The 25,305-nt window shown below is 73.2% G+C and carries 21 protein-coding genes; 9 read left to right on the top strand and 12 right to left on the bottom strand.

What is annotated here, in order from left to right:
* The first annotated feature begins 82 nt into the window (after positions 1–82).
* Complete coding sequence (lepA, locus tag I6A81_RS28590) at positions 83–1,927, top strand: translation elongation factor 4 (protein WP_203002762.1); 1,845 nt, start codon at positions 83–85, stop codon at positions 1,925–1,927.
* A gap of 380 nt (positions 1,928–2,307) precedes the next feature.
* Here the strand turns inward: lepA and I6A81_RS28585 are convergent, their stop codons facing one another.
* The 4 genes from I6A81_RS28585 to I6A81_RS28570 all read right to left on the bottom strand — a co-directional run bounded on the left by I6A81_RS28585 (position 2,308) and on the right by I6A81_RS28570 (position 7,707).
* Positions 2,308–2,589 (bottom strand): hypothetical protein, encoded by a 282-nt coding sequence (locus I6A81_RS28585; protein ID WP_203002761.1) that lies wholly within the window; start codon positions 2,587–2,589, stop codon positions 2,308–2,310.
* A complete protein-coding gene (gene holA / locus I6A81_RS28580) occupies positions 2,586–3,587 on the bottom strand; it encodes a DNA polymerase III subunit delta (protein WP_203002760.1) in 1,002 nt (333 codons plus the stop codon). Before holA ends, I6A81_RS28585 begins: the two co-directional genes overlap by 4 nt.
* A 209-nt stretch (positions 3,588–3,796) precedes the next feature.
* Positions 3,797–6,397 carry a ComEC/Rec2 family competence protein gene (locus I6A81_RS28575; RefSeq protein ID WP_307874985.1) on the bottom strand — a complete coding sequence of 867 codons (2,601 nt, stop codon included), beginning with the start codon at positions 6,395–6,397 and terminating at the stop codon, positions 3,797–3,799.
* A gap of 185 nt (positions 6,398–6,582) precedes the next feature.
* Positions 6,583–7,707, bottom strand: coding sequence for a ComEA family DNA-binding protein (locus I6A81_RS28570; protein WP_238428989.1), 1,125 nt, complete (start codon positions 7,705–7,707; stop codon positions 6,583–6,585).
* Positions 7,708–8,151: 444 nt separating this feature from the next.
* On the opposite strand from I6A81_RS28570, the gene I6A81_RS28565 reads away from it, so the two are divergent.
* Together I6A81_RS28565 and I6A81_RS28560 are read left to right on the top strand one after the other, a co-directional pair.
* Complete coding sequence (locus tag I6A81_RS28565) at positions 8,152–8,718, top strand: YceI family protein (protein WP_203002759.1); 567 nt, start codon at positions 8,152–8,154, stop codon at positions 8,716–8,718.
* A gap of 718 nt (positions 8,719–9,436) precedes the next feature.
* Positions 9,437–10,180, top strand: coding sequence for a slipin family protein (locus tag I6A81_RS28560; protein WP_203002758.1), 744 nt, complete (start codon positions 9,437–9,439; stop codon positions 10,178–10,180).
* 42 nt (positions 10,181–10,222) lie between these two features.
* Here the strand turns inward: I6A81_RS28560 and I6A81_RS28555 are convergent, their stop codons facing one another.
* Positions 10,223–11,152: an SOS response-associated peptidase gene (locus tag I6A81_RS28555; protein ID WP_203002757.1), complete on the bottom strand. Its 930-nt coding sequence runs from the start codon at positions 11,150–11,152 to the stop codon at positions 10,223–10,225.
* A gap of 66 nt (positions 11,153–11,218) precedes the next feature.
* Entirely contained in the window at positions 11,219–11,908 is a 690-nt protein-coding gene (locus tag I6A81_RS28550) for a M50 family metallopeptidase (RefSeq protein ID WP_238428988.1), read from the bottom strand.
* 373 nt (positions 11,909–12,281) lie between these two features.
* Between I6A81_RS28550 and I6A81_RS28545 the strand changes: the two genes are divergently transcribed.
* The gene (locus I6A81_RS28545; RefSeq protein WP_203002756.1) at positions 12,282–13,085 is read left to right on the top strand and encodes a lysophospholipid acyltransferase family protein; all 804 of its coding nucleotides are present in this window, start codon (positions 12,282–12,284) and stop codon (positions 13,083–13,085) included.
* A 137-nt stretch (positions 13,086–13,222) separates the two neighbouring features.
* The gene (gene add / locus I6A81_RS28540; protein ID WP_203002755.1) at positions 13,223–14,308 is read left to right on the top strand and encodes an adenosine deaminase; all 1,086 of its coding nucleotides are present in this window, start codon (positions 13,223–13,225) and stop codon (positions 14,306–14,308) included.
* 94 nt (positions 14,309–14,402) lie between these two features.
* On the opposite strand, the gene I6A81_RS28535 is transcribed toward add, so the two are convergent.
* Positions 14,403–14,753, bottom strand: a complete 351-nt coding sequence (locus I6A81_RS28535) for a hypothetical protein (protein WP_203002780.1) — start codon at positions 14,751–14,753, stop codon at positions 14,403–14,405.
* Between the two features lie 149 nt (positions 14,754–14,902).
* Here I6A81_RS28535 and I6A81_RS28530 point away from each other — a divergent pair, with 149 nt between their 5' ends.
* From I6A81_RS28530 to I6A81_RS28520, 3 genes are all read left to right on the top strand, one after another.
* Positions 14,903–16,081, top strand: a complete 1,179-nt coding sequence (locus tag I6A81_RS28530) for an alkane 1-monooxygenase (RefSeq protein WP_203002754.1) — start codon at positions 14,903–14,905, stop codon at positions 16,079–16,081.
* Positions 16,078–16,749, top strand: coding sequence for a TetR/AcrR family transcriptional regulator (locus tag I6A81_RS28525; RefSeq protein WP_203002753.1), 672 nt, complete (start codon positions 16,078–16,080; stop codon positions 16,747–16,749). Before I6A81_RS28530 ends, I6A81_RS28525 begins: the two co-directional genes overlap by 4 nt.
* Positions 16,750–16,902: 153 nt before the next feature.
* Entirely contained in the window at positions 16,903–17,931 is a 1,029-nt protein-coding gene (locus I6A81_RS28520; protein WP_307874984.1) for a hypothetical protein, read from the top strand.
* Positions 17,932–17,974: 43 nt separating this feature from the next.
* Here the strand turns inward: I6A81_RS28520 and I6A81_RS28515 are convergent, their stop codons facing one another.
* The 4 genes from I6A81_RS28515 to I6A81_RS28500 all read right to left on the bottom strand — a co-directional run bounded on the left by I6A81_RS28515 (position 17,975) and on the right by I6A81_RS28500 (position 22,362).
* Positions 17,975–19,138 carry an acyl-CoA dehydrogenase family protein gene (locus I6A81_RS28515; RefSeq protein ID WP_203002752.1) on the bottom strand — a complete coding sequence of 388 codons (1,164 nt, stop codon included), beginning with the start codon at positions 19,136–19,138 and terminating at the stop codon, positions 17,975–17,977.
* 105 nt (positions 19,139–19,243) lie between these two features.
* A complete protein-coding gene (locus tag I6A81_RS28510) occupies positions 19,244–20,122 on the bottom strand; it encodes a 3-hydroxybutyryl-CoA dehydrogenase (protein WP_203002751.1) in 879 nt (292 codons plus the stop codon).
* Positions 20,123–20,458: 336 nt separating this feature from the next.
* Positions 20,459–21,310, bottom strand: a complete 852-nt coding sequence (locus I6A81_RS28505; RefSeq protein WP_203010362.1) for an SMP-30/gluconolactonase/LRE family protein — start codon at positions 21,308–21,310, stop codon at positions 20,459–20,461.
* 71 nt (positions 21,311–21,381) lie between these two features.
* Positions 21,382–22,362 carry a phosphotransferase family protein gene (locus I6A81_RS28500; RefSeq protein ID WP_203004605.1) on the bottom strand — a complete coding sequence of 327 codons (981 nt, stop codon included), beginning with the start codon at positions 22,360–22,362 and terminating at the stop codon, positions 21,382–21,384.
* A 482-nt stretch (positions 22,363–22,844) separates the two neighbouring features.
* On the opposite strand from I6A81_RS28500, the gene I6A81_RS28495 reads away from it, so the two are divergent.
* Entirely contained in the window at positions 22,845–24,464 is a 1,620-nt protein-coding gene (locus I6A81_RS28495; RefSeq protein WP_203004604.1) for an AMP-binding protein, read from the top strand.
* A 107-nt stretch (positions 24,465–24,571) separates the two neighbouring features.
* Here I6A81_RS28495 and I6A81_RS28490 read toward each other — a convergent pair whose 3' ends face one another.
* On the bottom strand, positions 24,572–25,048 hold the full coding sequence (locus I6A81_RS28490; RefSeq protein ID WP_203004603.1) for a phosphoribosyltransferase: 477 nt from the start codon (positions 25,046–25,048) through the stop codon (positions 24,572–24,574).
* Positions 25,049–25,305 lie beyond the last annotated feature (257 nt).

Raw genomic sequence — 25,305 nt, 5'->3', positions numbered from 1 at the left:
CGCCCGGCGGGGCGAGGGCCCAGCGGCCTCACCCCCGGCGCGGCTGGTTCGGCGTGACCTACGAGAAACGAGACCTGCCCGCGTGTCCTCAGTCCCGCAGGCGCCCGGTGTCGACCAGGCGTTGATCCGCAACTTCTGCATCATCGCGCACATCGACCACGGCAAGTCGACGCTCGCCGACCGCATGCTCGACGTGACCGGCGTGGTGGAGGCGCGCAACATGCGCGCCCAGTACCTCGACCGGATGGACATCGAGCGCGAGCGCGGAATCACGATCAAGGCGCAGAACGTCCGGCTGCCGTGGAAGGCCGACGACGGCCAGGACTACGTCCTGCACCTCATCGACACCCCCGGCCACGTCGACTTCACCTACGAGGTCAGCCGGTCGCTCGCCGCCTGCGAGGGCGCGGTCCTGCTGGTCGACGCGGCCCAGGGCATCGAGGCGCAGACGCTGGCGAACCTGTACCTGGCGATCGAGAACGACCTGACGATCATCCCGGTCCTCAACAAGATCGACCTACCGGCGGCGCAGCCGGAGAAGCACGCCGAGGAGCTGGCGCAGATCATCGGCTGCGAGCCGGGCGACGTGCTGCGGGTCTCCGGCAAGACGGGCGTGGGCGTCCCCGAGCTGCTGAACGAGGTCGTGCGGCGGGTACCGCCGCCGTCCGGCGACCCGGCCGCGCCGGCCCGGGCCATGATCTTCGACAGCGTCTACGACATCTACCGGGGTGTGATCACCTACGTCCGGGTCGTCGACGGCTCGATCACCACCCGCGACCGCTGCCTGATGATGTCCACCGGCGCGGCCCACGAGACGCTGGAGGTCGGCGTCATCTCGCCGGAGCCGGTGGTCACCGGCTCGCTCTCGGCCGGCGAGGTCGGCTACGTGATCCCCGGCGTGAAGGACGTCCGGCAGGCCAGGGTCGGCGACACGATGACCTCGGCCCGCCGGCCAGCCACCGAGATGCTCGGCGGCTACCGCGACCCGCTGCCGATGGTCTTCTCCGGCCTCTACCCGATGGACGGCAGCGAGTACCCGGCGCTGCGCGAGGCGCTGGACAAGCTGCAGCTCAACGACGCGGCGCTCACCTACGAGCCGGAGACGTCGGCGGCGCTCGGCTTCGGCTTCCGCTGCGGCTTCCTGGGCCTCCTGCACCTGGAGATCGTCCGGGAGCGGTTGGAGCGCGAGTTCGGCCTGACACTCATCTCCACCGCGCCGAACGTCGTGTACCGGGTGGTGATGGAGGACGGCACCGAGCACACCGTCACCAACCCGAGCGACTGGCCGACCGGCAAGATCAGCGAGGTCTACGAGCCGATCGTGGACTCGATGGTGCTGCTGCCGACGGACTTCGTCGGCGCGGTGATGGAGCTGTGCCAGTCGCGGCGCGGCGTGCTCAAGGGGATGGACTACCTGGCGGCCGACCGGGTCGAGCTCAAGTACACGATGCCGCTCGGTGAGATCATCTTCGACTTCTTCGACGCGCTCAAGTCGCGCACCCGCGGCTACGCGAGCCTCGACTACGAGCCGGCCGGCGAGTCGCTGGCCGACCTGGTGAAGGTCGACATCCTGCTGCAGGGCGAGACGGTCGACGCTTTCTCGGCGATCGTGCACAAGGACAAGGCGTACTCGTACGGCGTCTCGATGACCGGCAAACTGCGCGAACTGATCCCCCGCCAGCAGTTCGAGGTACCGATCCAGGCCGCCATCGGCAGCCGGATCATCGCCCGCGAGAACATCCGCGCGATCCGCAAGGACGTGCTCGCCAAGTGCTACGGCGGCGACATCACCCGTAAGCGCAAGCTGCTGGAGAAGCAGAAGGAAGGCAAGAAGCGGATGAAGACCATCGGCCGCGTCGAGGTCCCGCAGGAGGCCTTCATCGCCGCCCTGTCCAACGACGCTTCCAAGAGCAACCGCTCCAACTGAGGCCGTGCCTGGCGGCGGACGCTCCGCGCCCCAGACCTCCCAGATCGCTTCGCGATCCGGCAGGGACCCCGGCCGGGCACGGCCGGTCGGGCGCCAGGGCGCCCTCCCGCTCGTCGGGGGTAAGGCCACAGGACGGTGGTCGACCTGGTCTGGGGTCGGTGCGGTGGTCGCGTTGGCGCTGCGCCGATGCGCCGTCACCGGTGGTGGCTGGGTTATGTGAACTGGGTGGAGAAATCCACCGATCGCGGCTAGAAGACTGCTGGAAAAGCAGCTCGGGCAGCCCGACGCGCCCAGGTTCGTCCATATATGTCGATCAGGGCAAACTAGGGTGATTTCGGCGCGACCCGGAGTTATTCAGCAGTCTCCTGGGCGGTGGGCGGTCAGGGGCGGGTGATGCGGTCGAGGGCTTCCAGGTAGGCGATGGCGATCACGACGCTGAGCGGGAGAGCCAGCAGGACCCAGGCGCTGGTGAGGTCGGAGAGCGCGATCACGACGGTGAGGACCACCGTGGCCGTGAAGAGCAGGCCGCGCATCCAGCCGGCGGGCAGGACCCGGAAGCCGAACCCGGTCCGTTCCTCGTCGGGCTCGGCGTCTCCGGCGGGCCCGGGCTTTGTCGGGCCGCCCGGCGCGGGGCGGGCGCTGCCGGGTTCCTGGCCGGTCATCGGGCGCCCGCCCCGGCACGGCTGTGGCGACCGCGGGCCTCGACGACCGCGCGGACGAGCGTCTCCAGGGCGTAGGCCGAGTCGGCCGCGCCGCCCTTGACGCCCGCGTCGGCCGTGGCGGCGGCCCGCAGCGCGCGGGAGAGCCCTTCGTCCGACCAGGCCCGGGCGGAGCGCTGGGCACGTTCGACCTTCCAGTCCGGCATGCCGAGCGCGCGGGCCAGGTCGTATTTCGAGCCGCCGCCGGCGCCCGCGACCCGGGCGAGGTCGCGCAGCCCGCCGGTGACCGCGCTGGAGATGAGTACCGCGGCGGTTCCGGCCTCGAGTGCCTGGCGCAGCAGGGTGAGCGCGCCGGCCAGGTCGCCGGCGACGGCCGCGTCGGCGACCGCGAAGCCGCTCGCCTCTGCCCTGCCCCGATGGAAGCGGTGCACGGCGGCCTCGTCGAGCGGGCCGTCGGTGTCGGCCACCAGTTGCTCGCAGACGGCGGCGATCTCGCGCAGGTCGCTGCCGACCGCGTCGAGCAGGGCGGTGACCGCGGCGTCGGCGATCTTCCCGCCGGCGCGGCGCACCTCGGCCACGACGAAGTCATGCCGCTCTCGGGGCCGGGTGATCTTCGGTACGGTGATCGTCCGCGCGCCGGCGGCCTTCATCGCGTCGACGATCTTGCGGTTGCGCACCGCGCCGTTGTGGACGACGACGAGCATGACGTCGCTCATCGGCCGGGAGACGTAGGCGATCAGCGCGTCGCGCAGCTCGTCGGTGAGTTCCTGGGCGGCGCGGACCACGACGGCGCGCAGGCCGCCGAACAGCGACGACGCCCCGAGGTCGACGACGTCCGACTCGGTGAGCTCGCCGGCGGCTCGGTCGACGACCTCCAGCTCCGGGTCGGCGGCGCGCGCCGCGACGAGCGTCTCGCGGACCGCGCGGGAGACCAGCAGCTCCTCGTCCCCCTGGATGAGGACGAGCGGTGGTACGGACGGCGGCGGCACGCCTGGAAGCATGGCACACCTCCGGCGCCGGCTCGATCACCTCGGCCGCCTCGCGGCCGGGCGCGCCGGGGGCGAGGCCGGCGAGGCGCCGCGGGAGTGGGACCGGCCTGCCCGACGCGGCGGCCGGTCCGGGCCGGCGCCCGCGGCCCGCCGCCTCGGGCGGCCCGGGCACGAGGACCAGCACGAGGGCCATCCGGTCCGACGCGCCGGGGGCCGGGCGCTCATCGGGAACGGCGCGCGACGAGGGCGGGGGCGCCCTCGGCGGTGGGGACGACCGCGGCGGCGCCGTCCAGGTCGGTGCGGGCGTAGGGAATCCCAGCGGCGTCGAGCGCGGCGAGGGTGGCCGGGGCCGGGTGGCCATACGAGTTACCCGCACCTACGCTGATCAGCGCGACCTGGGCACCGGACTCACCGAGCATGCCGGGCTCCTGGCTGGCCGAGCCGTGATGGGCGACCTTGAGGACGTCGACCGGGTAGGGAGCGAGCACACCCGCGCGCAGTAGCTGCCGCTGCTCGATGTCCTCCGCGTCGCCGGTAAGCAGGATCGTCAGCCCGCCGGTCCGGGCGATGGTCAGCAGACTGTTGTTGTTCGGGTCGCTGTCGGTGCCGGCGAGCGGGCGGACGGGGCCGACGATCGCGAGGTCCACCGGGCCGACCACGCGGCCATCACCCGCGGCGGTGCGGGTGACCGGCACGTCTGCCTCGGCGGCCTCGGCCTGTAACGCGGCCCAGCGGTCCGCTGGCTCGTGCAGGGCACCGACGAGGATCTCCCCGACCGGCAGGTCGCCGAGCACACCGGACAGGCCATCCACGTGGTCGGCATGCAGGTGGGTGAGCAGCACGACCGGCAGCTGGCGGATCCCGAGCTGGCGCAGGCAGGCGGCGAGCGCCGCCGGGTCGGGGCCCGCGTCGACCAGCACACCGGCGGACGGCCCGGCCGCGAGCACCAACGCGTCTCCCTGGCCGACATCGCAGGCCACCAGCACCCAGCCGGGCGGCGGCCAGGGCGCGAGCCGCCCGACCAGCGCGCACCGGGCGACGAGCAGACCGGTCAGGGCGGCGGCGCACACCCGCCGCCCCCGGGGCCGGCGGGCCACCGCGTATCCGGCCGGCAGCGCCGCCAGGGCGGCGAGCGCCCCGAGCGGGCCGCCGGGCCAGCGCAGGTGCCCGCCGGGCACGCCGGCCGCGGTCCGCGCGACCAGGACCAGCCAGCGGCACGGCCAGCCAGCGAGCCACGCGGCCAGCCTCGCGACCTCGCCGCTGACCGGCCCCGCGGCAAGCGCGATCACCCCGAGCACCGTGACCGGCGCGACCACCACCGCGGCGGCGATGTTGGCCGGGATCGCCACGAGGCTCACCCCGCCACCGATCCAGGCGACCACCGGCAGGCACGCCACCTGCGCGGCCGCCGCGACCGCGGCGCCGTCCGCGAGCCAGCCCAACCGCTCCGGCAGCCGACGAGCGAGCCGGTCACGCCAGCCGGGCGCGAGTACGACGATGCCGGCGGTAGCCAGCACGGACAGGGCGAACCCGGCCGAAAGCGCCAGCTCCGGCTGAGCCAGCACCAGCGCCGAGACGGTGGCCGACAGCGCGGGCAGCACCGCGGAGCCCCGGCCGGTGCCGGTCGCGAGCGCGCCGAGCAGGCCCATCGCCCCGGCGCGCAGCACGCTCGCCGATGGGCGGGCCACCACCGCGAACGCGATGATCGTGCCCGCGGCCCACAGCGCCCGCGACCGTAGACCGACCCGGGTACGGCGCAGCGCGGCGAGCACGGCACCCGTAAGGATGGCGACGTTGCCCCCCGAGACGGCCGTGAGATGGGTCAGCCCGGCGGCGCGGAAGTCATCCCGCAACTGGGGGTCGAGCCCGCTGACATCGCCGTCGATCAGTGCTGGTAGCAGCCCCTGGACGGGCTGGGGCAGCACGGTGGCGGCGGCGCGCAGGTCGGCGCGCAGCACGCCGGCGACCCGCTGGTACCAGACCGGCCCGCGCGTCAGCCGGGGCGGGCCGCGGACGAGCAGCAGTGCACCGATCTGGTCACCCGGCCGCGGCGCGACGAGCCGGGCGGTGACGGCGACCCGGGTGCTCGGCAGCAGCCGCGGCCAGCCGTCGCCGCCGGCGAGCACCAGCACTGGCACGTCGAGCCGCGCGGCCACCCCGCCCGCCGCGCCGCTGCCCGTGGCGCCGCGTGCCGCGCTCACGCGGACCAGCCGCGCGGGCACGGCCACCCGCCCGGCGGGGCTTCCCGGACGACCCGCGATCGGGCGCGGGTCGTCGGTGACGACCAGTTCGGCGTCGACCGTCGCCGCGCGGGCGGCGAGCTGCGCGAGCACCCCGGACCTGAGATCCTGCCCGCCGACCCCGGCGACGAACACCCCGGCCGACAGGCCCGCCACCGTGGCGACCAGCACGGCGGCCGCCGTCGTCCTGCCCTCAGGCGGCCTGATCATCGCCGCCGAGGCGCTGGCCACCGGCGCGTTGGCCGTCGTCCGCGCGAGCGTCGTCCGGGCGGGCGTCATCCGGGCGGGCGTCGTACCAGTGGCCGTCGCCCCCGAGCCCGTCTGTTTCGAATGCCCACCTGGGCCGTCCGGCCGCCCGTGACGGCGACCAGGCCGGCGGCGTTCGGCGAGCAGCAGGGCGCCGGCGGCCAGCACGGCGAGCCCGCCCATGGCCGCGGCGACCAGCAGGATGGCCGCCGGCGGTGCCCACCGCCCGGCGACCGCGGCCCCTGCCCACACCCCCAGGGCCGGCGCCGCCAGCCGCAGGTCGAGCGGGGGGCGTCGATCCTGGCCGTTGGCGGAGACCTCGTCGGCGGTGCCCACGAGGTCGTGGGCCGCGCCCGTCGCCAGCCGCGCCCAGGAACCAGCGGGCCGGACGCCGTTCGCCGCGGCCCGGCGCGAGCGGCCGGCGGGCCCGTCCGCGGGCGCGTGTCCCCTGACCCGCCGCGCCGCCGTGTCCCGGCCGGGCCTCCCCTCCGGCCGGGGCCGCCGACCCCGCGCGCCCCGGTTCACAGGGCAATGAGCGGGAGGAGCTCCGTCAGACGGCGGTCGCCGACGCCGGGGACCTCGCCGAGTTGCTCCGGGGCGGTGAACGGGCCGTTCTCCTCGCGCCACTGCACGATCCGTTGGGCCAGCACCGGGCCGACGCCTGGCAGGGTGTCGAGTTGGTCGACGGTCGCCGAGTTCAGGTGGACCGGTCCCGCCTCGGCGCCGGTGCCGGGCCCGGGCCCGGGCCCGGGCCCGGCGGGGGCCACGGGCGCGGGGCCGGGCCGGCCATCGACGAAGATCTGCTCACCGTCGACCAGCGGGCGCGCCAGGGCCAGCGCGGTGGTGTCGGTGTCGGGCAGTACTCCCCCGGCCCGCTCGAGCGCGTCGATGACGCGGGACCCGGCTGGTAGCCGCACCACCCCGGGGCGGTGCACCCGGCCGGCGACGTCGACCACCACCTCGGTGACGGAGGTGGCGGTGGCCCCAGGTCCGGCGTCGGCCTCCCCGGTGGGCGGCGTCCCGGTCCGGGCGGTGCCGGTGTTCGCGGTGCCGGATACCGGCGTCGCCCGGGCGGTTGCCGCGGGATCGATCCGGACCGGCCGGCCGTGCCAGGCGAAGACGGCGGCGACGGCCGCCGCGGCCAGGGCCACCAGGGCGAGCACCACCGCGCCCCTGGCCGCGGGGTCCCAGACGGCGCCGCGCAGCACCGCGGGCAGGCGGCCACCCCACGCGCGCCGGGCCGGCGAACCGGGCTCGTCGCCATCCGCGAGCCCGTCGTCCAGTCCGAGGCCCTCCGCGTCGTCGTACTCGTCCCGCTGGGTGTGGCGATCGGCGGGAACGAAGCGCGTCACGAGATCGAGACCGTCCGCCGAGCCATGACCGCGCGGGACGTCGAAGCCGTCTGTCGTGCCGTACCCGCCCATGGGATCTACGTCCCTGGTGAGCCCGTCCCTGGTGAGCCCGCCGCCCGCGGGGCCGCGGCCGTCCGTGAGGACGTAGCGGGCGTCGTCCGCGACGGGAGCCGGGCCGAGACCGGCCGGGAGCGTGCCGCCGGTGGCGGATGGGGCTGGAGCGTCGATCAGGTCATGGCCGGTGGCGGCGGCGCGACCGGCGTGGCCAGGGCGGTCGAGGTACTGATCGTTCATGGGCGGGACCGTAGGCCGACGCGGCGGCCTCGCGAATCGCTCGACCGCCAGCTGTGGACAGCCGGTGCCCGTCCACAGACCCGCCAGCCGAGCTGGGAGCCCGCCGAGCGGCACCCAGCCGCCGCGCGACCGCCTGGCTGCCGGCCGCACCTGGCGTGGGCGCGGCCACGGCTGGCGCCTGCGTTAGGGTTCGCTCTGGCGAGGACGGCCGACATGTCCGACTTATGGGATCGCTTCCGATTGCCCGCCGACCTGGGCATTCAGGGGACCCGCGGCGAGCTGGGGCCCGCGGAGTGTGACCCACTCGACCCGGCGCGGACCGGAATGGGAGACACGGCGGGCATCGTTATAGTTGCGACAGCAACGACCGGGCGCGGTCAGGCCCGCTCCCCCAAGCGCCCCCGCTCCCCCAAGCGGCGGGACCCGTTCACCAGGAGGACCCCGATGTCCGAAGCCACCGCCACGACCGACCTCTCCGCGCTCACCGGCACCTGGACGATCGACCCCGCGCACTCCCGCCTCGGCTTCTCCGCCAAGCACGCCATGGTCACCACCGTGCGCGGCCACTTCACGGAGTTCGAGGGCACCCTCCAGCTCGACGGCTCCGCCCCTGCCGCGTCGGCCGCGAGCCTCACGATCCAGGCGGCGAGCTTCGACACGGGTGTCGCGGACCGCGACGGCCACGTCAAGTCCGCGGACTTCCTGGACGTCGAGCAGTTCCCGACTCTCACCTTCGCCAGCACCAAGATCGTTGACGAGGGTGACGACGAGTACGTCGTCGTCGGCGACCTCACCATCAAGGGTGTCACCCGCCCGGTGGAGCTGAAGCTGGAGTTCGAGGGCAGCTCGCAGGACCCGTTCGGCAACACCCGCGCCGGCTTCTCCGGCTCCACCACCATCAGCCGCAAGGACTTCGGCCTCACCTGGAACGTCGTCCTGGACGCCGGCGGCGTCCTGGTCAGCGACAAGGTCAAGATCCAGCTCGACGTCTCCGCCATCAAGGCCAGCTGACAGCCAGCCCCGGGCCGGCAGTTCTCAGGTGGCGCGGCCACCGCGCCGACCTACAACCGCGTACGGGCACATCCTCGAAGGAGGCGCTGACGCGCCTCCTTCGTCCTTCTCGTGCCGTCCTCCCTCGCTTTCGTCCCACTCGTGAACCGAACCAGGGCCGCGGCTCTGGCCGGGACAAGGCGCGAGCCGCGTTCGCCCCTCGCCGGCCCGCGCGACCGCCCGCCAGCCCACCGACACCCCGACGACCGATTCCAGGTTCCGTCTCCGGTCGGCAGGCGACACCCAGCGGTCCGCCTGACATGGCAGGGTCCCGGCAGAGGGTGCGGCCGGTCGCGGCATTCACCCCTCGGATCCACGCGGCGAGGGAGGACGACCGAGGCCGTCTCCACCGGGAAAAATCACGTGCTGAATGTGGGATTTTCTGGCACCGTGAGGCGCGGTCGGGGAAACAAGGGCGCCTGGCGGCATCGCCGCGAAAGACGTTCCCGATACGCCCCGACCGGCCACCGTCTGTAAAACGGCTGAGGTTCGAATCCTTTTCTGGCGGGTGGCCCGCGCGGCCAGCCTTCGGGCACTCTCGTGCCGGCCCTGTGGGTCGCCGGCGGCCTCGTCTCCGGACGGGCCCCGGTCTGGCCCCCGCCGACGCGGGGCGGTCGCGCGGGCCATTCGCGCCCGCCGCCGTGGCCGCGACATCCGACGAAATCGGGAGGGGGTCAAAATGCGGATCCGGCGCACGTACCTGACGGTGCTGGAATACCAGCGTGCCGTGCGGTTCCACGACGGCCGGCTCAGCCGGGTGCTCGAGCCTGGCCGGCACCGCTACCAGGTCCGGCGGGACAGCCACGTCACCGTCGACCTCCGCCCGCGGATGCTGACCGTGCCGGGGCAGGAGATCCTGACCAGCGACGGGGTCGGCGTACGCGTCAGCCTGCTCGCCCGCTGGAAGATCACCAGCCCGACGGTGTACGTCTCGGCGTCGACGTCCGCCGAGGTCGAGCTGTACGCCCTGCTGCAGGTCGCCGCCCGACAGACGGTCGGCGAGCGGGCGGCCGAGTCGATCGTCACCGACCGGTCGGCGCTGGGTCAGGCCGTGCTCACCGCCGCCCTCGCCCTGGAGCCGGCGCGGCTGGGAATCGAGGTCGAGCTGGTGGACGTCCGGGACGTGATGTTCCCCGGCGAGGTCCGCCGGGCGTTCAGCCAGGTGGTGCTCGCGCGTGAGGAGGCCCGGGCGAATCTGGAGCGGGCCCGCGGCGAGGTCGCGGCGATGCGCGCGCTGGCGAACGCGGCACGGATGGCCCGGGGCAACCCGGAACTGATGACGCTGCGCACCCTGCAGACGATCGCCGAGAGCAACGCCAGCGTCGTCGTCCTTCCCGGCGCGGTCACCGCGCCGGCCACCCAGGCGGCGATCATCGACGCCCTGCCGACGGACCCGCGACCGGCCACCGACCAACCCGGGTAGCCGGCCGCGTGACCGCGGCCGGGGAGGCCACGGCGGAGGGGGTCAGCGGGCGTCGTCGGTGAACTGGGACAGCTCGAGAGGCGGCTGGCCGGCCGGCTGTGGCCGGTCGGCCGCCTCGGGGTCCGCGAACAGGTCGGTGGGCTCGCCGGCGACGGGGGCATGGGCCGGAACGGCCGTCCGGGGGTCCGGTGTGCCCGGGGGGAGCTCGACACGTTCGACGAGGGTCGGGCCCTGGTTGCGGACGTTGCCGATCTCGGAGCCCACCGGGTAGGCCTCGAAGACGCCGGCCGGGGCGGGCGCGAGCAGCTTTCGCAGGGCGTCGGTGTCCTGGTAGCCGGGGTCGAGCCAACGTTCCCAGGTGGCGGCCGGCAGGACGACCGGGGAACGGTCGTGCAGGAACTCCAGGCCGACGGCGGGGCCCGTGGTGAGGATCGTGTAGGTGACGAGCGGCTGCTCGCCACCGCGCCAGACCTCGAAGAGTCCGGCGAACGCGAGCAGTGGGCCCTCGGGGCCGACCCCGGGGTGCGCGCCGCGGTGGATGAAGTACGGCTGGCCGCGCTTCTTCTTCTCCGGCCGGTGCCACTCGTAGAAGCCGGTGACCGGGACCAGGCAGCGCCGGGACGCGAACGCCTTGCGGAAGACCGGCTTCTCGGAAACCGTCTCCGAGCGGGCATTGATCATGCGAGAACCGATCGAGACGTCCTTCGCCCAGGACGGCACCAGCCCCCAGCGGGCCAGCCGCAGCACCCGGGCGGCGTCGCCCGCCGCCGCGGCCCCGCCCGTCGGGGTGTCAGCCGTCGGGGTGGCGTCCGGTGCCCCGCTGGCGGGCGGCTGCCCGGCCGTCACGATCGGCTGGGTGGTGGTCGGGGCGACGTTGTAGCGCTCGCGGACCTCGCCACCGGTGTCGTCACGGGCCGACATCGCGTCAGCGAGATCGTCCGCGCTCAATGTCTGCGTGTACCGACCGCACATGCGTTCAGCGTAGAACCCGCCTCCGACAATGTCCGGTCCCAGCGATGTCCGGTCCCGGCCGGGCCGCTACCAGACGCCGGTGAGCAGGGCGGTGCCCCCCGCCAGGCAGGCGACCGAGACGAGGCCGAAGACACCCACCCACGCGCTGGCGGGAAGGCCGGTGAGGTGGGCCAGCTGGTCGGGGTCGGACCCGCCTCCGCGGCCGCGGCGGCGAAAACGGGACACCTCGTAGACGGGCCGGACACCGCCGATCAGCAGGAACCAGGTCACGTAGGCGGCGAACCCGCCACGCAGCACCGCCGGCGCGAACATCGACACGGCCAGCACCACGACGATGCTCACGACCACGGACAGCAGGCCGAACCCGTTGCGGATCACCACCAGCACGCCGACCAGCAGCACCACGAACAGCTGCAACAGCAGCGCCGTCCGGCCGGTCGACAGCAGCGACGCGGCCGCGAGCCCGAGCAGCGCCGGGGCGGGGTAACCGGCGGCGACCGTGCAGACCACGCCGGGGCCGGTCGGGCGGCCCGACGAGACCGTTACCCCGGACGTGTCGGAGTGCAGCCGGATCCCGGCGAGCCGGCGCCCGGCGCACAGCGCGACCAGGGCATGCCCGGCCTCGTGCACGATCGTGACCACGTGCCGCGCGACCGGCCAGGTGCGGGCGCTGACGACGGTGAGCAGCGCGAGCAGGCCGGCGGCGGCGAGGACCTCGCCGGCCGGCGCGGGCTGGACGACGAGCGCCCGGTGCAACAGGTCGGACGTGGCCGCCTCCTCGGTCGCGGACTGGCTGGTTCGGGGTGTCCCGGCGCCGTGCTGCGCCCGTGGGTGCCGGCCGCTGTCCCCCGGTCCCGTTCATACCGGTTCCTGGCCGAATCGGGTACCCGGCCCGGTCCGTCCGCCGCGCCGGTCGCGTCACGTCGTCGGCCGGCATCGGGCCGCGTGGCCCCGGTGGGCCGTCCCCGTGCCGCCCAGAGCCCGCCGCTCGGGCCGTGTTCCAGGAGACGGCGGAAAGGGCCGGTGGCCGGGCCTGACCGGTAGTGTTGGCCAGCCGGCGATCGCCCCGGCCGCCCGCGCCGGCGAGGACCGGCCGGGTGGCACAGGACGGCGGAAACGGAGGTCACAGGTGGCGGAGTATGTCTACCGGCCGGTCATCAGCGTGGCGCTGGGGCTGTTCCGGGCGCTGGACCTGAAGCTCGACATCCGCGGCCAGGAGCACATCCCGGCGACCGGGGGTGGCGTGGTGCTCATCAACCACGTCTCCTACCTGGACTTCGCGCTGGCTGGGGTGCCGTTCTGGCACGCCCAGAAGCGCATGGTCCGGTTCATGGCGAAGAAGTCGACCTTCGAGCACAAGGTGTCCGGGCCGCTGATGCGCGGCATGCACCACATCCCGGTCGACCGGTCGGCGGGCGCCGGGTCGCTCCGGGCCGCCGTCGAGGCGCTGCGCGCCGGCGAGCTCGTCGGCGTGTTCCCCGAGGCGACGATCCACCCGCACTACTGCCTGGCGCCGTTCAAGAGCGGCGCCACCCGGATGGCCGCCGAGGCGAACGTCCCGGTCATCCCGATGGTCCTCTGGGGCAGTCAGCGGGTGCTGACCAAGGGCCAGCCGCGCAACCTGCGCAAGGCCCGGCACACCCCCGTCTCGATCACGGTCGGCGCCCCGGTACCGCCGGCGGACCTGGCCGACGCCGCCACCGGCACCGCGCTGCTGTTCGGCGTGATGAGCAAGCTGCTCGACGAGAGCCAGCGCCGCTACCCGCCGCCCGCGCCCGGCGAGCCCGACTGGTGGCAGCCCGCCCACCTCGGCGGCTCCGCCCCGCCCCGTCCCGAGGACACCCCGCCGGCCCGCGCCGAGGCAGCGCCTCCCCCGCGCACCGAGCAGCCCGCGCCGGCGCCCGTCGGCCAGGCCGAGCCCCCCGTCGCCTGAGGTTCTTCCCAGTCCGGCCCGAAGCGACCAGTCTGACCGGTTGGTGTCAGCTTCTTTGACGAGACGCGCCCGGCCGGCGGATGGTCGGGATGCCCGAAGCGGCTCACCGAGGAGGACGACCAGATGGACGCGGCGCGATGACCGACACGACCGAGACCGGCCCCGGCGCACTGGCCGGCCCGGTGAGCGACGAGCAGTTCGTCGACGCGCTGCCCAAGGTCGAGCTGCACGTCCACCTCGAGGGCTCGATGCTGCCCGGCACCGTGCTCGCGCTGGCCCGCCGTCATCAGGTCGACGACATCCCGACGACCGAGGCCGCGTTGCGCGAGTGGTACGCCTTCAAGGACTTCAACCACTTCCTGGAGGTATACCGGACCGCGGTGAAGGTGCTGCGCGACGAGGACGACTTCGCGCTGCTCGCCCGGGAGACCGCGCTGGGGCTGGCCGCGCAGAACGTCCGCTACGCGGAGATCTACTTCACGCCGTACATCCACGCGATGCGCGGCGTACCGATCGAGGACGTGTTCGCCGGCGTCGAGCGCGGACGGGCCGAGGCGTACGCGGCGACCGGCATCGACATCCGCTGGATCACCGACATCCCGGGCGGGCTGCCCGGCGCCGACATGCGGATGGTCGCCGAGCGCACGGTGGAGTACGCGACGACCTACGGCGGGACCGGTGTCATCGGCATCGGCGTCGGCGGTGCCGAGGTGGGCGTGCCGCGCCCGCAGTTCGCCGAGGCGTTCGCGGCCGCCCGGCAGGCGGGGCTGCGCAGCATCCCGCACGCCGGTGAGACCAGCGGTGCCCGGACGGTCTGGGACAGCATCGAGCACCTGGGCGCGGACCGGATCGGCCACGGCATCCGGTCGCTGGACGACCCGGCGCTCATCGAGCGGCTGCGCACCGACCGGATCCCGCTGGACGTCTCGCCCACGTCGAACCTGCGCACCGGCGTCGTCGCCGACTACGCGAGCCACCCGCTGCCGACGCTGATCGCCGAGGGCGTGCCGGTGAGCCTCAACAGCGACGACCCGCCGATGTTCGGCACGACGCTGCGCGACGAGTACCTGCACGCGCTGCGCGACCTGGGCCTGTCCCGCGCGACCGTCGCCGAGTTGGCGGCCGCGGCGGTCCATCACTCGTTCCTCACCCCGGACCGCAAGGAGGCCCTGCTCGCCGAGCAGCGCGCCGCCGTCGCCGCCGCGCTGGCCGCCGAAGGCTGATCACCAGCCCTGGTCCGCGCCGGCCCGCGGCGAGGCGCGGACCAGGCCCCCGATCCGGCGACCACGCCACGGGCGCCATCGGTCGGCCACCGGGTCAGCCACCGCCGGCCGCGCGGACCACCCGGAGCCGGACGAGGCGGCTGACCAGCAGGTGGGCGGCGAACAGCCCGCCAGCCAGCCAGTAGTTGCCGGCGCCGAACGCGCGCTGACCGGGCAACGGCAACAGCGTGTAGGTGATCAGTGTGCCGGCGGCGGCGAAGAACAGCCCTATGGTGACCGCGCCGTGCCAGGGCGCCGGGCCGGCCGCCTGACGGATCCGCGTGTCGTCCACCGTCAGCCCGTCGGCCCTCGCCGGGGTGGCGCGCGGGCCGTCGGCATCGAGGGCCGCGCCCCTGGGCGCGGCGGCCGGCGCGTGGTGCCCGGCCGGGTCCGTCCCGTCTCCCATGAACGCTCCCTTGCCGATGACGATTGCTTGCCGACGACGAGTGCCTTACACGCAAAGCGGATGTTGTCAGTCTTTATGACATCTGGGAGAGTCAGTGTCCAGCAGTCGGCGCACCGCGCCACTGTTCGGTGTCCTTCCGGAGGTCCGTGATGTCGGCTCCCACCCTGGTCGCCCTTGAACGCGCCGTCTGGCGGGACAGCCGCCGCTATCTGTGGCTGGCCGGCCTCATCCCGCCCGTACTGCCCGTCGTCGGCTACGGCCTGTGGCGCGAGACCGGCAGCGACGTCCCGTGGTGGATCACACCGTTCTTCGTCCTCGCGCTGCTTCCGCTGCTGGACGCCACGACACCCGAGGACCCGACCAGCCCTCCGGAGAACGTCGCCGACCGGTTGCAGGCGGACCGCTACTACCGCTGGGTGACATTCCTCTACCTGCCGCTGACCGGCGTCGTCCTCGCGCTCGGCTGCCACGCCTGGGGATCCGGCGATCTCGGCGTCCTCGGCCGGATCGGCCTGATCCTGTCGGTCGGCGCGGTCACCGGCATCGGGATCAACGCCGCCCACGAGCTGGGGCACAAACGCGAGCGCCTGGAACGCTGGCTGTCGAAGGTCATGCTCGCGCCGACCGCCTATGGCCACTTCTACGTCGAGCACACCCGGGGGCACCACGTCCGGGTTGCCACCCCGGAGGACCCGGCCAGCTCCCGGCTGGGCGAGAGCTTCTGGCGGTTCTGGCCGCGCACGGTCGCGGGCAGCGCCCGCTCCGCCTGGCGGCTCGAGGCGCACCGGCTCCGGCTGCGCGGCCACCGGGTCTGGTCGGCCCGCAACGAGGTGCTGCACTCCTGGGCGCTCACCGTGGTCCTGTTCGCCGGGCTGGCCGTGGCGTTCGGCCCGTGGGTGCTGCTGTTTCTCGCCGCGCAGGCGGTGGTGGGCCTGTCCTTCCTGGAGGTCGTCAACTACATCGAGCACTACGGCCTGGCCCGCCAGGCCACCGCGGCCGGTCGGTACGAGAAGGTCGACGCGCGACACAGCTGGAACAGCGACGCGGTTGTCTCGAACCTGGCGCTCTTCCAGTTGCAGCGCCACAGCGACCACCACGCGTACCCGACCCGCCGCTACCAGGCGCTGCGATCGTTCGCGCGCGCGCCGCAGCTGCCGTCCGGCTACTCCACGATGATCGTGCTCGCGCTGGTGCCACCGGTGTGGCGCCGGGTGATGGATCCCCGCGTTCTCGCCCACTACGGCGGCGACGTGACCCTGGCCAACGTCGACCCGCGCCGGCGCGCGGAACTGCTCGCCCGCCACGGCCAGCCCGCGGCCGCCGCGTGACGGGCGGGACCGCCCCGCGACCGGCCGGCGGGTTCGCCGCCGCGACCCGCGACCGGCTGCGCGAGACGCTGCTCGACGCCGCCGCCGACGTGCTGCGCGAGCAGGGCGCGCGCCAGGCACGGATGGCCGACGTCGCCAGCCGCGCCGGCGTCAGCCGCCAGACCCTCTACCAGCACTACGGCTCGCGCGACGCGCTGGTACGGGCGCTGCTGCTGCGCGAGACCAGCCGCTTCCTCGACGCCGTCGGCGACGCTGTCATCAGTCACGCCGACGACGCGCAGGCGGCCGTGGCCGCCGCCTTCGAGGTGTTCCTGGCCGCCGTCGCCGAGGACACCCTCGTGAAGTCGATGATGACCGGCTCGGAGGAGTTCGCCGGCCTGCTGGCCCAGCACGGCCCGCCCCTGCTCGCGGCGGCCCGCCAGCAGTTGGTCACCTGCTTTCACCAGGCCTGGCCGGACGGGGACCCGGCCGACGGCCAGCTCGTCGCCGACTGCGTGGTCCGCCTCGCGATGAGCTACCTGACCCTGCCGAGCGACGCCCCCGAGCTCACGGGCCGGTCCGTGGCCCGCATCCTCGGTCCCTTCGTCCTGTCCGCCACCGGCACCGCCCACCCGCCGGCCATGGAGCCCGCTGACGACGGACCGCTGACGTCCCCGGGCACGCCGTAGCGCAGGAAAGGCTCCGGCCGCCGTCACGAGGCACCACGGCGGGTGGGCAATGCCGCCGGCCGTCGAGGTGACGCCAAATTCGCACCACGAGACGCCTGCCATCGACTATTAGGCCGGGATACGGTCTTGGCATGGGCTCGACGAGCTAAATCGGTGATAAAAGCGCTCGGCGAGCGCTCGACTTTGTTTGACGAGCGTTCCGTCCTATCGTTTCCCGCACCGGTTTGTCGTATTCTGCCCGCTACGTCTATGGTGGGCGCCATGCCGAGCGGACAACACGAGGCACCCATCGAACTGGCCACGCTTGCCCCGAACGTGGTGGTCGACCTGCTGTCAGATATCTTCCTGGTGAAGATGCCGGGGTTTCACGAAGTCACGGAGCCGAGCACTGACATGCGGATGCTGGCTCCCCGCACCTACCACGCCGACGGGGCTCTGCTGTTCAAGGACGCGTACAACCAGCCGATGCTGGGTGTCGTGCTGGAGGTGCAGCGTGGCTGGGATCCACGCAAGCAGTGGACATGGATGCTCTATGTGGCGCACATGGCCGTACGGCTCCGGGTCAGGACGCTTTTGCTCGTGTACTGCCCTGACCCCACCGTGGCTCGGCGTTATGAGCGGCTATACGAGCCCAGAGACCGCTACTCACCGCAGGAACCGCCCATCTTCTCGCCGCGGGACGTGCCACGGGTAGTTAATGTCGAACAGGCCCGCGCGAACCCCGCACTCGCGGTGTTCTCCGCGATCTGCCACGGCAACGACGTCGACATCGACGACTACTTCCCCGCGCTGGCAGAAGTTCTACGAACGGCCGGCCCGGAGGCGGCTGCCTCGTACGAGGACATATTGGTGGCTGGGCTGCCTCGCGCGGTCCGGATCAGGTGGGAGGTATACATGGCCGGCACCGTTGGCCCCAGGTTCTGCAGCGACTTCTACCGTCAGCTCGACGCCCGACTGCGCGCTGAAGGCCTTGCCAAGGGCGAGGGGCGCTCACTGCTGACAGTGTTGGAAACACGTCGTGTCGCGGTTCCCGCCGCCGCCCGTGAGCAGATCCTCTCCTGCACCGACCTCGACCAGCTTGACGCCTGGTTGCGCCGCGCCGTCACCGCCACCACCATCGACGAGGTCCTCCAGGCCCAACCAGAGCGTGGTCGCGAGCGGGTTCGGGCCTCCGCGCCGTGATCGCCCGCGGCCCGGCCGCGACCACTCCAGCCGCGGCCTGCCGTCAGCCCTTGAGGAGCTGGCGGGACATGACGACGCGCTGGATCTGGTTGGTGCCCTCGTAGATCTGGGTGATCTTGGCGTCGCGCATCATGCGCTCGACGGGGAAGTCGCGGGTGTAGCCGGCGCCGCCGAACAGCTGGACGGCGTCGGTGGTCACCGACATCGCCGTGTCGGAGGCGAAGCACTTGGCGGCGGCGGTGATGAAGCCGAGGTTCGGCTCGCCGCGTTCGGCGCGGGCGGCGGCGACGTAGACCATGTGCCGGGCGGCCTCGATGCGCATCGCCATGTCGGCGAGCATGAACGCCACGGCCTGGTTGTCGGCGATCGGCCGGCCGAACTGCTTGCGTTCCTTGGTGTAGGCGACCGAGGCGTCCAGGGCGCCCTGGGCGATGCCGACCGCCTGGGCGCCGATGGTCGGACGGGTGTGGTCGAGGGTGGCCAGCGCGGTGCGCAGGCCGGTGCCGGGCTCGCCGATGATCCGGTCGGCGGGGATCCGGCAGTCGGTGAAGTGGATCTCGCGGGTCGGGGAGCCCTTGATCCCGAGCTTGCGTTCCTTGCCGCCGATCTCGAAGCCGGGGTCGTCCTTGTGGACGACGAACGCGGAGATGCCGTCGACCTTGCGGGCCGCGTCCGGGTTGGTGACCGCCATGACGGTGTACCAGGTCGAGATGCCGGCGTTGGTGATCCAGCACTTCGTGCCGTTGAGGATCCAGTCCGAGCCGTCGCGACTGGCCCTGGCCCGCATCGAGGCCGTGTCCGAGCCGGCCTCCCGCTCGGACAGCGCGTAGGAGGCCATCGCCTCGCCGGCGGCGATCGAGGGCAGGACCAGTTTCTTGAGCTCCTCGGAGCCGGCGAGCAGGATCGGCACGGTGCCGAGCTTGTTGACCGCCGGGATCAGCGAGCTCGACGCGCAGCCGCGGGCGACCTCCTCGATGACGATGCAGGTCGCCACGGCGTCGGCGTCGTCGCCGCCGTACTCGGCCGGGATGTGCACGGCGGAGAACCCGGCCCGGTTGAGCGCGGCGAGCGCCTCGTGGGGGAAGCGCTCCTGCTCGTCGACGTCCGCGGCGTGCGGGACGATCTCTGATTCGACGAGGTCACGCACCGCCTCGCGCAGCGCGACGTGCTCGTCCGGCAACCGGTACAGATCGAAACCGGAGTCCACCACTGGCCTTCTTCCTGGTTCGCTCGGGTGCTCTCGCTGCGCCGCCCGGCCGGCCGCGGCGGCCCGGGGTCGACCCGGGCCGCCGCCGGTCCCGGCCGTGACGGGTCAGCCGCGGTAGTCGTGGAAGCCTCGGCCGTTCTTCTTGCCGAGCAGGCCCGCGTCCACCATGCGCGCCAGCAGCGGCGGCGACGAGTACAGCGGCTCCTTGAACTCGTCGTACATCGACTCGGCGACCGCCTTGATGGTGTCCAGGCCGATCAGGTCGCACAGCCGCAGCGGGCCCATCGGGTGGCTGCAGCCCAGCACCATGCCGTTGTCGATGTCGTCGGCCGAGGCGAAGCCGGACTCGAGCATCCGGATCGCGGACAGCAGGTAGGGCACGAGCAGCGCGTTGACGACGAAGCCGGCGCGGTCCTGCGACGTGATGACCTGCTTGCCGAGTGGCCCGGTGACGAACGCCCTGGCGCTTTCCTTGGTGGCGTCCGAGGTCAGCAGCGACGGGACCAGCTCGACGAGCGGCATCACCGGCACGGGGTTGAAGAAATGGATCCCGATGACCTGCTCGGGGCGGCTGGTCGCCATGCCCAGCTTCATGATCGGGATGGACGAGGTGTTGGAGGCGAAGAGCGCGTCCGGGGACACGACGACCTTGTCGAGCGTCGAGAAGATCTCGGTCTTGAGCTGCTCGTTCTCGGCGATCGCCTCGACGACGAGCTGCCGGTCGCCGAAGTCACCGAGGTCGGTGGTGAAGGACACCCGGCCCAGGGTGGCGTCCCGGTCCTCGGCGGAGAGCTTGCCGCGCTTGACGGCCCGGTCCAGCGACCCGGTGATCCGAGCCCGCCCGGCCTCCACCGCGCCGGCGTCGATCTCGCGTACCAGTACGTCCACCCCGGCCCGGGCGGCGACCTCGACGATGCCGGAGCCCATCAGCCCACAGCCGATGACCCCCAGCCGTGCCACGCCCACCTGCTCGCCGTCCACCACGCGTTCTCCTCCGCTCGCCGTCCCGATGGCCGCCGCCCCAGCCGCCGGTCCGCCGGCTGTCGGCGTGGCCTCCGACCCCAGCCGTCCATCTTTCCTGCTAGGAAGGCCGACTGTCGGACGTCCACACAAAAGCGCCGGAAGTCACCCCGACAGAACGGCGCCGTCGGACACCAGGGACACGCCGCCCACCCTAGCCCCGGGCGACCGGGACGTCAGCCGGCCGTCTCGCCGCGGGCCCGGCTCGGCCGCGCCGCCAGGGGCCGTCGCCCGCGGGGTCGACGCGGCGTCGACGCGGCGTGGCCACGGCCTGACCGGTCTGACCGGCCGGCCGGCCGGTCAGGGCAGACCGGCGCCGGGGACGGCGACCCGCACCGTCTCGATGACGGACGTCCGCGCGCCGCCGAGGGCCGCGGAGTTCCAGTTCTCGGCCGACAGCAGGAACAGCGTGCGGCGGTCCGGCCCGCCCAGCGCGCACGCGATGGCCATCCGGTCCGGCAGGTGGACGCGGTCGGTGACCTCCCCGCCGGGCAGGATCCGCCGGAACTCGTGGGCGAGCGGGAACGCGGCCCAGATCCCGCCCTCCGCGTCCAGCGCGATCCCGTCCGGCGCCGCGGCGGGGGCGGGGGCCACGACGCGGCGCCCCCCGAGGTTCAGGCCGGCGTCGAGGTCGAACGCGGTGAACCGCCGGCGCTTGGACTCGGCAACCGTCAGGGTCCGGCCATCGGGTGAGATCACCGTCCCGTTCGGGAAGCTCATCTTGTCCGCGGCGACCGACGCCTGGCCGTCGGGCGTGACCCGCAGCAGCACCCCGGTCTCCGGCTCGAGCGAGTAGCTGCCGACGAAGGCGGTCCCGTCGGCGGCGACCACCATGTCGTTCAGCTCGTCGTCGACCAGGTGTCCCAGGCGGGCGTGCACCGAGTACGTCCCGTCCGGGGCGAGCCGCAGCAGCTCCCGCTCCGCCATGGAGACCACCAGCGCCGAGCCGTCCGGCAGGAAGCCCAGGCCGGAGGGCTTCCTGCCGGCCAGTTCCAGCACCCGGGTGGTCTCGCCGGCCAGGGTCGTGGTGTAGACGGCCTCGCCGTGCATGTCGGAGAACCACAGCTTCCCGTCCCGCCAGCGCGGTCCTTCGGCGAACACGAACCCGCCGGTCAGTAACGCCGGGCGGGCGTCCGTCTCGAGCACTGTCATGGGCTGTTCTCCTCTGGACGGGCCGGACGGGCCGGATGAGCCGGATGAGCCGGATGGAGTCAGGGACCGGCCTAACGACTCAGCCGTTCGGCCGCCTCCAGCGCGATACCCGCGAGCTGCCGGGTCTTGGTCTCCGCCCGGCGCGCCCGCTCCGGATCGGTGCTGACAACCCGCATCCGGGCACCCGCGACGATGATGGCTATCTTGATCGTGGCCAGGGCCACATAGAAGTCGATCGTGCCCAGATCGCGGCCGCTCGCCGTCGCGTAGCGCGCCATCAGCTCGGCTGTCGTCCCGAATCCGGGATTGGCCCGGTGGGCCTGCGTGCCGTCCCAGAGGGCCGCGCCGGTGTCACCCCAGTACAGGACGAGCAGGCCGACGTCGGTGAGCGGGTCCCCGAGCGTGGACATCTCCCAGTCCAGCACCCCCGCCATCGCGGTCGGCCGGTCGCGGCGGAACATGACGTTGTTGAGGGAATAGTCGCCGTGGACGATCGCCGGCCGGCCCGAGGCCGGGACCGCGGCGCCGAGCCGGCGCAGCGTCTCGTCGATCTCCGGAACGTCACCGAACCTCGTCTGCTCCCACTGGCGGCCCCACCGCCGCAGCTGCCGTTCGAGGAAGCCGTCGGGGCGGCCGAACGACTCCAGCCCGACCGTGGCCGGGTCGATGGCGTGCAGGGCGGCGAGCACGTCGACAAGTTCGTCCGCGCAGGCCCGGGCCTGGGCCTCGTCGAGATGAGCGACGTCCCGCGCCGAGCGGTAGACGATCCCGTCCAACCGCTCCATCAGGTAGAACGGCGCCCCCAGGACACCCGGGTCCTGGCAGGTCCGCACCACCCGCGGCACCGGCACCCCGCTGCCCTCCAGCGCGCGCAGCACGGTCCATTCCCGTTCCATGTCGTTCGACGTGGCGGTCACGAACGCCGGCGGGCGGCGCAGCACCCAGTCGTCGGCCCCTCCGCTGACCCGGTAGGTCAGATTGGAGGCACCGCCGGAGATCTGTTCGACGCGCAGGTCGTCGCGGCCGAGCCACCGGCCGAGCTCGTCACGCATGGGCGGCGAACCGGTCCTGGTACCCGGCCAGCCGCTCGCGCGCCGGTCCCCCAGGTCGGGACGGCCTGGAAGATGTGACGTCGAGCACCCGCGTACCGTACTCGACCGCGATGTCGGCGTTCGAGCGTTTGCCCGGCTCCCGCGCCGGCCGCCGAAGCCGCCGGCCGCCTTCCCACGCCGGGCCCGTGGCTCGGTGTGTCACTGTTCCCACGACCACGTCCGCCGCCGGGTCCACGAACACGGGCCGGCTCTCCGCCAGCGCTTGACGCGGGGTGGCCCTCGACGCAACATCGACGTCGACTTCGAAGTCGACATCTCCATCCGGACGCTGACATCCGGAGGAAGGGTCCGAGGATGACGACGAACGACCGTGCCGCGACGAACGGGACCGTCATCGGCGGCTTACCCAGCCTGCCTGGTTCCGGCTGCCGGGTCGAGGCGGGACGGCTGGGATCCGCTCCGGCCACGCGGGTGGGACAGCGATGACCACGGTCGCCGAGCTGTTGCGCCAGCGGGCCGAAGGCGACGGCGACGGCGCCGCGCTGCTGATCGGCGAGGAGCGGTGGACCTACGCCCAGCTGCTCGAGGAGGCGACCCGCCGGGCGGCGCTGTTCGACCAGCTGCGCGACCCCGGACGCCCGCCGCACATCGGCGTCCTGCTGGAGAACGTGCCCGACTACGTGTTCTGGCTGGGCGCCGCGGCGCTGTCGGGAGCCGTCGTCGTCGGCATCAACGCGACCTATCGGGGTGACCAGCTCGGGCAGCTGGTGCGCCACACCGACTGCCAGCTGCTGGTCACCTCGGCCGGCTACCAGCCGCTGCTCGCGGGAGTGGACACCGGCGTGCCGGCGGACCGGGTGCTCGTCGTCGACGGCGCCGAGTACGCCGAGCGGCTCGCGGCCTCGCCGCTCGCGGCACCCGACCGGCCGGCCCGGGAGGACGACCTCTTCCTGTTGATCTTCACGTCCGGCTCGACCGGGCTGCCGAAGGCGGTGCGCTGCACGCAGGGCCGGTTCGCCCGCACGGGCGCCCACGTGGCAAGGATCGCTGAGCTCGGCGCGGGCGACGTCGTGTACTCCTCGCTGCCGTTCTTTCACTCCAGCTCGCTGTTCACCGGCTGGTCGTCCGCGCTGAACGCGGGGATCCCGATCTCGACCCGGCCGCGGTTCTCCGCCTCGAACACCCTGCCGGACATCCGCCGCTTCGGCGCCACCATGATCACCTACACCGGCAAGGTGCTCAACTACATCGTCGCCACGCCCGAGCGCCCCGACGACGCGGACAGCCCGCTACGGCTCGCGGTCGGCAACGAGGCGTCGGTCCAGGACATCCGCCAGTTCGCCCGCCGGTTCGGCTGTGCCGTCCGCGACAGTTACGGCTCCACCGAAGGAATCATCATCATCCGGCGTGACCCGGCGATGCCCGACGGGGCGCTGGGCACCGCCGATCCCACCGTCAAGGTGCTCGACCCGGACACCGGCCTGGAGTGCCCGCCGGTGGTGCTCGGCCCGGACGGGCGGCCCGCCAACCTCGACGAGGCGGTCGGCGAGATCGTGGAGACCGCCCCCGCCGCCGGTTTCGAGGGCTACTACAACAACGAAGAAGCGACCCGGACCCGGTTCCGGGACGGCCGGTACTGGTCGGGCGACCTCGCCTACCGCGACGGCGACGGCTGGCTGTACTTCGCCGGACGGTCGAACGAGTGGCTGCGGGTCGACGGCGAGAACTTCGCCGCGGCGCCGGTCGAGGCGATCCTCTCCCGCCATCCGGACGTCCGCTCCGTCGCCGTCTACGCCGTCCCCGACGACCCGGTCGGCGACCGGGTCATGGTCGCGCTCGAGCTGCGCGGCGGCGCCCGGTTCGACCCCGCCCGGTTCGACGCCTTCCTCGCCGAGCAGACCGACCTCGGGCCCAAGTGGCTGCCGGCCTTCGTCCGCGTCACCGAGGAGCTGCCCAAGCTGGCCAGCATGAAGATCGACAAGATGCGGCTGCGGCGCGAGGCCTGGCGCCCGGACGGCGTCGTCTGGCGCCCGGCGAAGGGCGAGCCGCTGCGCCCGCTCGACGAGGCCGACCGGACCCGGCTCGAGCCGCTCCTCGGCTAGGCCCGATCCACTCCTCGGCCGAGGACGTGCCCGGCCACCGCGGAGCTCGCGGTGACCGGGCGGACACCCGGTGCCGCGTGGGGTGGCGACGCGGCGCCGGGTCGGCCTCACGCCTCCACGAGCGGCGGGTCGGTGCTCCACGGGAAATTGATCCACCGGTCGGTCCGTCGCCACACGTACTCGCACGTGACCAGCGACCGGGGCTTCTCGTAGACCACCGCGGTGCGCACCTCGGCCACGTGGTCCTGGACGAAGTCCCGGACCAGCTCGATGGTCTTGCCCGTGTCCGCCACGTCGTCGGCGATCAGCACCTTCTTGGCGGAGAAGTCGACCGCGCTCGGCACCGGCGGCAGCATCACCGGCATGTCCAGGGTCGCGCCCACACCGTTGTAGAACTCGACGTTCATCACGTGCAGGTTCTTCACGGACAGCGCGTAGCCGAGCGCGCCCGCCACGAACAGGCCGCCACGCGCGATCGCCAGGATCAGGTCCGGCCGGTACCCGTCGTCGGCCACCATCCTGGCCAGTTCCCTGGAGGCGACGCCGAAGGTCCGCCAGTCCAGGATCTCCCGCTCGTCCGTCACGCGGATGAACAGTACAGACCCGGTCGTGCGGCGCGCCCGGCCCGGGCGGACGACCAGCGCCGGCGGCCGGCCGCCTCGCCCATTGAAGCGACCATCAGTTGTATAAATTATGCGGAAACGAGTAGCGTGCTGTGGGATCCGCACCCACCGCGAGCCGCGGTCAGCCCTTTCCACCCTCCGGGAGTTCACCGTGCCCGAAGCAGTCATCGTCGCGACGGCCCGTACGGCGATCGGGCGGGCCCGCAAGGGCACCCTCG

It is taken from the genome of Frankia nepalensis (assembly GCF_016786325.1).
Classification (GTDB): Bacteria; Actinomycetota; Actinomycetes; order Frankiales; family Frankiaceae; genus Pseudofrankia; species Pseudofrankia nepalensis.
The sequence above is the reverse complement of the archived record's forward strand: the minus strand, read 5'-3'. Positions and strand labels throughout refer to the sequence as shown.